This window comes from Streptomyces sp. NTH33, from assembly GCF_003236365.1.
In the GTDB taxonomy this organism is placed as follows: Bacteria; Actinomycetota; Actinomycetes; order Streptomycetales; family Streptomycetaceae; genus Streptomyces.
On sequence record NZ_POTZ01000300.1, the window covers coordinates 1 to 8,817 of the forward strand.

General features: G+C 69.3%; 5 protein-coding genes and 4 tRNA genes. 7 read left to right on the forward strand and 2 right to left on the reverse strand.

The window, feature by feature from the left end:
• The 7 genes from C1I97_RS24865 to C1I97_RS24895 form a co-directional block, all read left to right on the forward strand.
• Positions 1–1,437, forward strand: a 1,437-nt coding sequence (locus tag C1I97_RS24865; RefSeq protein WP_111005407.1) for a metallophosphoesterase family protein, incomplete at its 5' end; no start/stop codon positions are given.
• Positions 1,438–1,517: 80 nt separating this feature from the next.
• Positions 1,518–1,590: transfer RNA gene (locus C1I97_RS24870), tRNA-Glu, on the forward strand.
• A gap of 47 nt (positions 1,591–1,637) precedes the next feature.
• Positions 1,638–1,712 (forward strand) — tRNA-Asp (locus tag C1I97_RS24875).
• A 24-nt stretch (positions 1,713–1,736) separates the two neighbouring features.
• Positions 1,737–1,813: transfer RNA gene (locus C1I97_RS24880), tRNA-Phe, on the forward strand.
• A gap of 124 nt (positions 1,814–1,937) precedes the next feature.
• Positions 1,938–5,939, forward strand: coding sequence for an ATP-dependent RNA helicase HrpA (gene hrpA / locus C1I97_RS24885; RefSeq protein WP_111005408.1), 4,002 nt, complete (start codon positions 1,938–1,940; stop codon positions 5,937–5,939).
• A 93-nt stretch (positions 5,940–6,032) separates the two neighbouring features.
• A tRNA-Asp gene (locus C1I97_RS24890) sits at positions 6,033–6,107 on the forward strand.
• 464 nt (positions 6,108–6,571) lie between these two features.
• On the forward strand, positions 6,572–6,766 hold the full coding sequence (locus C1I97_RS24895; protein WP_111005409.1) for a DUF6274 family protein: 195 nt from the start codon (positions 6,572–6,574) through the stop codon (positions 6,764–6,766).
• A 453-nt stretch (positions 6,767–7,219) separates the two neighbouring features.
• Here C1I97_RS24895 and bldC read toward each other — a convergent pair whose 3' ends face one another.
• On the reverse strand, positions 7,220–7,426 hold the full coding sequence (gene bldC / locus C1I97_RS24900) for a developmental transcriptional regulator BldC (protein ID WP_003949541.1): 207 nt from the start codon (positions 7,424–7,426) through the stop codon (positions 7,220–7,222).
• A gap of 585 nt (positions 7,427–8,011) precedes the next feature.
• Positions 8,012–8,817 (reverse strand): hypothetical protein (locus C1I97_RS24910; RefSeq protein ID WP_258382722.1); only part of this gene is annotated, 806 nt, incomplete at its 5' end.

Genomic DNA, 8,817 nt, shown 5'->3' on the forward strand with positions numbered 1-8,817 from the left:
CCCTGGGCGCGTGCCGTGGGCCTGGTCGCCGTCGTACTCGCCGGCGCCTGGCTGGGTCTGCTCGTCGTCGGCGACGTACGGGCCCCGGTCGGCCCCGTGAACACCACCATGACCCTGCGCCCGTCCCTCAGCGGCGGCACGAAGATCAACGTCTCCCCGCTCGGCGCCCTGGAACTCGACAGCCACACCGCCCCGGTCCGCCTCGACGTCAACGTCGACCAGCTCGACCCCGACCGCTCCCAGGCCCTGGTCGACCACCCGGAACGCCTCTCCGGCCTCCAGGACGAGATCGCGCACGACGTCGAACACGGCACCCTCGACCTGGCCGTACGGTCCTGCGTGGCCGTGGTCTCCGGCGCCACCGCCCTCGGCCTGGCCGTCTACCGCCGCCCCCGCCGCGCCCTGGCCTCCGGCGGCCTCGCCCTGACCCTGCTCGCCGCGTCCGGGGTGAGCGCGTACGCCACCTGGAACCCGAAGTCCGTCCTGGAACCCAGGTTCTCCGGCCTGCTGTCCTCCGCGCCCTCCGTGGTCGGCAACGCGCGCAGCATCGTCACCGAGTTCGACGTCTACCAGAAGGAGCTGGCACGCCTGGTCACCAACGTGACCAAGCTCTACGACGTCACCTCCACGCTCCCCGCCTACTCCCCGGACCCGTCGACCATCCGCGTCCTGCACGTCTCCGACATCCACCTCAACCCGGCGAGCTGGAAGATCATCGCCTCGCTGGTGGAGCAGTACAAGGTGGACGTGATCGTCGACTCCGGCGACACCATGGACCACGGCACCGCCGCGGAGAACGGCTTCCTGGACCCGATCGAGGACCTCGGCGCCCCCTACGTCTGGGTCCGCGGCAACCACGACTCCCTGGTCACCCAGCGCTATCTGGAGCGCATGAAGAACGTGCACGTCCTGGACGACGGCCGGGCCGAGACCATCGCGGGCCTGCGCTTCGCCGGCATCGGCGACCCCCAGTTCACCCCCGACCGCTCCGCCGCCCCGGGCGGCGACGCCTCCGAACGGCTGGCGGGCGCCCGGCTGGCCTCGGCGCTGCGCGACCAGCAGGCCAAGGACACCCCGGTCGACGTCGCCGTCGCCCACGAGCCGGCGGCGGCCCGCGAGACGGACGGCACCGTGCCGCTGGTCCTGTGCGGGCACCTCCACCACCAGGGCACGAAGATCCTGAAGTACGGCACCCGGCTGCGCATGGAGGGCTCGACGGGCGGCAGCGGTCTGCGGGCGGTCGAGGGGAAGCACCCCGACCCGATCGAGGCGTCGATCCTCTACTTCGGCCGCGACAGCCGCCGCCTCCAGGCCTGGGACGCGATCAGACTGGGCGGCCTGGGCCAGACGACGGCGGAGGTCAGCCGCCACCTGGCAGGGGAGAACCAACCGGACGCGACCCCCTCCCCGTCCGCGACTTCTCCCTCCGAGCCATAAACGGTTTTGGCGATAGCCCGTGCGATCCCCTATGCTTTCCACGTCCCCGAGGCGCTGCGAAGCGCCCAGGCGGGCCGATAGCCCTCATCGTCTAGCGGCCTAGGACGCCGCCCTTTCAAGGCGGTAGCACGGGTTCGAATCCCGTTGGGGGCACGCAGTACGGTGTGCGACACTTGTTTCGGCAATGCACACACCACCATGGTCCTGTGGAGCAGTTTGGAGTGCTCGCCACCCTGTCAAGGTGGAGGCCGCGGGTTCAAATCCCGTCAGGACCGCTGAGGTTTCACGTGAAACCTCGTGGCTGGGTAGCTCAGTTGGTACGAGCGTCCGCCTGAAAAGCGGAAGGTCGCCGGTTCGACCCCGGCCCCAGCCACCACCCGAAGGCCCCGTCCAGCAGGACGGGGCCTTCGACGTACGGCGCGCCGCACCATCATGATCCGCTTCCGCCACGATCAAATGGTTCGCGCGCAATTTCCCCGAGGTGAGATCCTGGATCCCGTATGTCTACGCATCCCGCCCCCGCCCTCGGCGCCCTTGCCTCCCGCCTGAACGAGTTGTCGCTGCGTGACGCGCACCGGCTCGGCCGCAGGCTCGAAGGTGCGCGCAAGATCCGTAACCCCGAGGCGCGTGCCGCCGTTCTCGCCGAGATCGAGGGGGAGACCGGAAAGGCCGAGGAGCACATGGGCGCCCGGCGGTCCCGTGTGCCGGCGATCCGCTATCCGGAGCAGTTGCCGGTCAGTCAGAAGAAGGACGCGATCGCGGAGGCCATCCGTGATCACCAGGTCGTCATCGTCGCCGGTGAGACCGGGTCCGGGAAGACCACGCAGATCCCGAAGATCTGCCTGGAGCTCGGGCGCGGCGTGCGGGGCATGATCGGGCACACCCAGCCCCGCCGTATCGCCGCCCGTACGGTCGCCGAGCGCGTGGCGGAGGAGCTGGAGACGCCGCTGGGTGAGGCGGTCGGCTGGAAGGTGCGGTTCACCGACCAGGTGGATCCGGACGCCACGTTCATCAAGCTGATGACGGACGGCATCCTCCTCGCGGAGATCCAGACCGACCGCGAGCTGCGCGCCTACGACACGATCATCATCGACGAGGCCCACGAGCGGTCGCTCAACATCGACTTCCTGCTCGGGTACCTGGCGCAGTTGCTGCCGAAGCGGCCCGACCTCAAGGTCGTCATCACCTCGGCCACCATCGATCCCGAGCGCTTCTCCCGGCACTTCGACGACGCGCCGATCATCGAGGTCAGCGGGCGGACGTATCCCGTGGAGGTGCGCTACCGGCCGCTGCTGGAGGAGGACTCGGACGACGCCGACCGGGACCAGATCACCGCGATCACCGACGCCGTCGAGGAGCTGATGGCCGAGGGGTCCGGGGACATCCTCGTCTTCCTCTCCGGGGAGCGGGAGATCCGCGACACGGCCGACGCGCTCAACAAGAAGCAGTATCCCCGCGCCGGAGGCGCTGATTGGCAGAGCACCGAGGTGCTGCCGCTGTACGCACGGCTCTCGCACGCCGAACAGCACCGCGTCTTCCAGCCGCACACCGGCCGGAGGATCGTGCTGGCGACCAACGTCGCCGAGACCTCCCTCACCGTGCCCGGCATCAAGTACGTCATCGATCCCGGCTTCGCCCGGATCTCCCGGTACAGCCACCGCACCAAGGTGCAGCGGCTGCCGATCGAGCCGATCTCGCAGGCCAGCGCGAACCAGCGCAAGGGGCGCTGCGGCCGTACGTCCGACGGCATCTGCATCCGGCTGTACTCCGAGGACGACTTCCTCTCCCGGCCGGAGTTCACGGACGCGGAGATCCTGCGCACCAACCTCGCCTCCGTCATCCTGCAGATGACCGCGGCCGGCCTCGGCGACATCGAGAAGTTCCCGTTCATCGACCCGCCGGACCACCGCAACATCCGCGACGGCGTGCAGCTGCTGCAGGAGCTGGGTGCGCTGGACCCGGCGCAGAAGGACCCCCGCAAACGGCTCACGCAGCTGGGCCGCAAGCTGGCCCAGCTGCCGGTCGACCCGCGGCTGGCCCGGATGGTCCTGGAGGCGGACCGGAACGGCTGCGTCCGCGAGGTCATGGTGATCGCCGCCGCGTTGTCCATCCAGGACCCGCGCGAGCGTCCCGCCGACAAGCAGGCCCAGGCGGACCAGCAGCACGCCCGCTTCCGGGACGAGACCAGCGACTTCCTCGCCTTCCTGAACCTCTGGCGCTACGTCCGCGAGCAGCAGAAGGAACGGGGCTCGTCGTCGTTCCGGCGCATGTGCAAGCAGGAGTTCCTGAACTTCCTGCGCATTCGTGAATGGCAGGACATCTACTCCCAGCTGCGCACGGTCGCCAAGCAGATGGGCATCCACCTCAACGACCAGGACGCCCCGGCCGACCGCATCCACGTCTCCCTGCTGGCCGGGCTGCTCTCGCACATCGGCATGAAGGACGTGAAGGAGTCCAAGGACCCGGGGCCGGGCGGCCGCAAGGACGGCGGGCGGGGCGAGTACCTGGGCGCCCGCAACGCCAAGTTCGCGATCTTCCCGGGTTCGGCGCTGTTCAAGAAGCCGCCGCGGTTCGTGATGTCGGCGGAGCTGGTGGAGACGAGTCGTCTCTGGGCCCGGGTCAACGCGAGGATCGAGCCGGAGTGGGTCGAGCCCCTGGCCGGCCATCTCCTCAAGCGGACATACAGCGAACCGCACTGGGAGAAGGACCAGGCGGCGGTGATGGCGTACGAGAAGGTCACGCTGTACGGCGTGCCGATCGTCGCCCAGCGGAAGGTGAACTACGGGCGGATCGACCCGGAGGTCAGCCGGGAGCTGTTCATCCGCAACGCGCTGGTCGAGGGCGACTGGCGTACGCACCACAAGTTCTTCGCCGACAACCGCAGGCTGCTCAGCGAGGTCGAGGAGCTGGAGCACCGGGCCCGGCGCCGGGACATCGTGGTCGACGACGAGACACTGTTCGACTTCTACGACCAGCGGGTGCCCGAACACGTCGTCTCCGGCGCCCACTTCGACTCCTGGTGGAAGCGGAAGCGGCAGGAGCAGCCGGACTTCCTGGACTTCGAGCGGGAGATGCTGATCCGGGAGTCGGCGGAGGCGGTCACCAAGGCCGACTACCCGGACTCCTGGCGGCAGGGGAACCTGAAGTTCCGGGTGACGTACCAGTTCGAGCCGGGCGCGGACGCGGACGGTGTGACCGTCCACATTCCGCTGCAGGTGCTCAACCAGGTCACCGACGAGGGCTTCGACTGGCAGATCCCGGGCCTGCGCGAGGAGGTCGTCACCGAGCTGATCCGCTCGCTGCCGAAGCCGATCCGCCGGAACTACGTGCCCGCGCCGAACTACGCGAAGGCGTTCCTGGAGAAGGCGGTGCCCCTGCAGGAACCGCTGACCACGACCATGACGCGTGAGCTGAAGCGGATGGTCGGCGTGCCCTTCGAGGCCGGGGACTTCGACTGGTCCAAGGTCCCCGACCACCTGAGGATCACCTTCCGGATCGTCGACGAGCGGCGCCGGAAGCTGGCCGAGGACAAGGACCTCCAGGCGCTGCAGCTGAAGCTGAAGCCGAAGGCGCGCAAGGCCCTCTCCCAGGCCGCCGCGGCGACCGCCTCGCGCACAGGTGGCGAGTCGCTGGAGCGCGAGGGCCTGACCGACTGGACGATCGGCGCGCTCAGCCGGGTCTTCGAGACCCGTCGGGCCGGTCAGCCGGTGAAGGCGTACCCGGCGCTGGTCGACGACGGCGACACCGTGTCCGTACGGCTCTTCGACACCGAGGCCGAGCAGACCGAGGTCATGTGGAAGGGGACGCGCCGGCTGATCCTGCGCACCATTCCGGTGAACCCGGCGAAGTTCGCATCCGAGAAGCTGACGAACCAGCAGAAGCTCGCCCTGTCGGCGAACCCGCACGGTTCGATCCAGGCGCTGTTCGACGACTGCGCGACGGCGGCGGCGGACAAGCTGATCGGGGACTTCGGGGGGCCGGTGTGGGACGAGGAGTCGTACCGGAAGCTGTACGACAGGGTGCGCGCCGAGATCGTGGACGTGACCGTGCGGACCGTGGGCCAGGTGCAGCAGGTACTGGCCGCCTGGCAGGCCTGTGAGCGCCGTCTGAAGGCCGTACGCAGCCCCGCGCTGCTGCCGAACCTGGCGGACGTCCGGGCGCAGCTGGACGGCCTGGTGAAGCCCGGCTTCGTGACGGAGGCGGGGATACGGCGCCTGCCCGACCTGATGCGGTACCTGGTGGCCGCGGACCGGCGCCTGCAGCAGATGCCGACGAACGTCCAGCGGGACACCACGCGCATGGAGAAGGTCCACGACATGCAGGACGAGTACGCGTGGCTGCTCGAGCAGATGCCGCAGGGCCGGCCGGTGCCGTCCTCGGTGCTGGACATCCGCTGGATGATCGAGGAGCTGCGGGTCAGCTACTTCGCCCACGCGCTGGGCACGGCGTACCCCGTCTCGGACAAGCGGATCGTGAAGGCGATCGACGCGGCGGCCCCGTGACGACCTACTCACCCTGGGTGAGTTCGACCGGGCGCCGCGCCTCCTGTACAGTCTCTTCTCGCAGCGCAACGCACCAATCGCGCCGCGAAACCTGGTCCTGTGGAGCAGTTTGGAGTGCTCGCCACCCTGTCAAGGTGGAGGCCGCGGGTTCAAATCCCGTCAGGACCGCCTCATAGAAGAGGGCCCGCACCCGGCAACGGATGCGGGCCCTCTTCACACCGCCCACCCCACCAAGCACAATCCGCCACCCTGACAAGGCGGAGGCCGCGCCCGCGGCGCAGCCGCAATCGGACACAGCAAATCCCGTCAGGACCGCGCCATACGAGAGGCCCGCACCCGGCAACGGATGCGGGCCCCCTTCATACCGCTCGCCTGCCCCAGCAGCGGAGGCGGAGCTTCTTCCTGTGAGGCGGTGCTCCTCGTGTCGCCGGCAGCGTCGATCAGGTCGATCGCGGGGGTCACCGGGGGCGGCGGCCCCCGGCGAGGACGGCATCGGCGCGTGGCGCCCTTTCACGGCACGCGAGGACGACAGGCGCGCACCCCGCGGAGCACACCGCATCTTGACGGAGTCACATTCCCTCGGTACCCAGGGAGGCAGGGCTCGTTCCCGTACGGGCCGCTGGAGGTGGCGCATGACGGCATCGGCCAGGCACGAGACGCGAGCGTTGCTCCGCGCGCACCTCGCGGCCGCCTCGTCGTACCGCCATCTCACTCGCCGCTGTCCCGTCTGCCGCCACCTGCTGCGGCTCGCGATGGACAGCGCCCCGCGGACGGCCTCCCAGGTTCCGGAGGACGTGGTCGAGGACGACAGCGCCCCCAGCGCGTGAGGCGCGAACTCCCTTGCCGACGTGGGGTAGTGGAAGCGCAGGTTCCAATAACGCAGGGACCCGGCAGACAACAAGCGCCTCAGCATGTGACGGGTGTCACCGCATGAGTTTTTGAAAGCGCGGTATTTACACCTGCCCTACAACCACTCAATTTAATATGTGCAATTGCACTGCTCCGCGGGGTCCTCCACAGATGATCCGTCGAGCCTCCCCAGACTCCGACAGGCCCGCTCACAGAGCCGCCCAAAGGGCCGCCGCAGACGCACAAAAAAGATCGCGCTGGACCCGGCGGAGTCCAGCGCGATCGACGACGCACCCTTGTTCACTTGCCTGCAGAGCTCTGACGGCTTGGGCGTGGGGCCTGTTGGGGCAGGCTCCGCGTCGCTTGGAGCTGAGGTTTCGGGCATCTCGACCAGTTGGGGGACCAGCCGGTTTGCCCGGTTATTCGGTTGTTCAGGCCTCGCTGCGCTGCTGCGGAATACCCGCCAGCAGTGCGCGGACCTCGGCCTCGCGGTAGCGGCGGTGCCCGCCGAGCGTGCGGATCGATGTGAGCTTGCCGGCCTTCGCCCAGCGCGTGACCGTCTTGGGGTCGACGCGGAACATGGTGGCGACCTCAGCCGGGGTCAGCAGCGGCTCGGCATCAGGGGTGCGAGCGGTCATGAGCGGCCTCCTCGGGAGAACCGACGTTCTCGGTTCTTTCCTCTAAATTCTGCACCTTGACCCGCGTTGCCCGAAATGGCGGACGCGAGTCGAGTCGGTTATAGGACGAACGGCTTGTCCTCGGCACTACAACTACACCATCTGTCCAGCCGCGTCGGCCAAACCGATGGAATTGCCCTCCCAGGTGTTCATCAGCGACGGAAGCCGATGGACCATGCCATAGCGGACAGTCACACCGCTGTGACGATCAGTCACAGGGCGATCAGGAGTCACCAAACCCCCCAAAGTGCGTGATGCGGAGATCCCACCCACAGCGGAGCCTAGTTGGACAGACGGAGCCCTCCCCGGGCTCCTTGTCCTATTTTGGCACGAGGAGGGGCAACAGGGGCAAGGGCCTTGTACGTGCGGTCCGTCACCCTTGATGCAAAAGCCCGGATAGAGGCCTACGTCCCGTCACCTTCCCGAAAGATCCTTGACGGTACGCCGTTACCGAGCGACGACATCGTGACCTGCGTCACTCGCACCGTGCCCGCCGCGCCGGTCGCGCCGGTCGCGCCGGTCGCGCCCGTCGCACCTGTCGCCCCGTCAGTTCGCCGACCGCCGGTCGCGCACCGCCCGCCAGCGCTCCACGAGCCGCCCGTACGCCTCCCCCGCCGCCGCGCCGTCACCGGTCCGCAGCGCCTCGATCCCCTCGGCCACGTCGGCGGCCGAGTGGTCGCCCTCCAGCTCACCGGCCGGCAGGGCGTGCACCAGCCCGCCGTAGTCCAGTTCCACCAGCGAACGCGGATGGAACTCCTCCAGCCAGCGCCCGACGTCCACCAGGCCGTCGATCATCGGCCCCTCCTCGATGGCGTTCCTCAGCGCCCGCAGCGCCCGCGCCACCCGCCGCCGGGCCTGCACCATCGGCGTGCGGTAGCGCAGCACCGCACCGTCGCCGCCGAAGTCCGGGGAGTCCCCGGAGCCGCCGTCGCCCTTGACGTACTCCCGCTCCTCGTCGGACACCAGCACGAACCAGTTCAGCGGCACCTGCCAGGTCGCCGTGCGGATCCAGGGGCGGGCGTCGGGATGGCCGGCCAGCCAGCGCTCGTAGTCCTGGGCGGCCTGACGCCGTACGACCGGGGGCAGTACCGCGTCCAGGACGGCCTCCGGGAGCTCCTCGGCGAGATCGCCCAGGGCCTGCCAGCCGCGCAGCCGGGTGTGCCAGGGGCAGACGCAGACGACACCGTCGACGTCGAGCACGAACGCGTCCCGGCTCTCGTGCACCGGCACGGGCACCGGCGGGGTGGGCAGCAGGTCGGCCAGGGAACGGCGCAGTTCGTCCTGGACGCGGTACTGCCCCCGGTCGTACGGCGTCAGGCCGCCCAGGACTACGAGCGCTGGCTGGCCGGCCA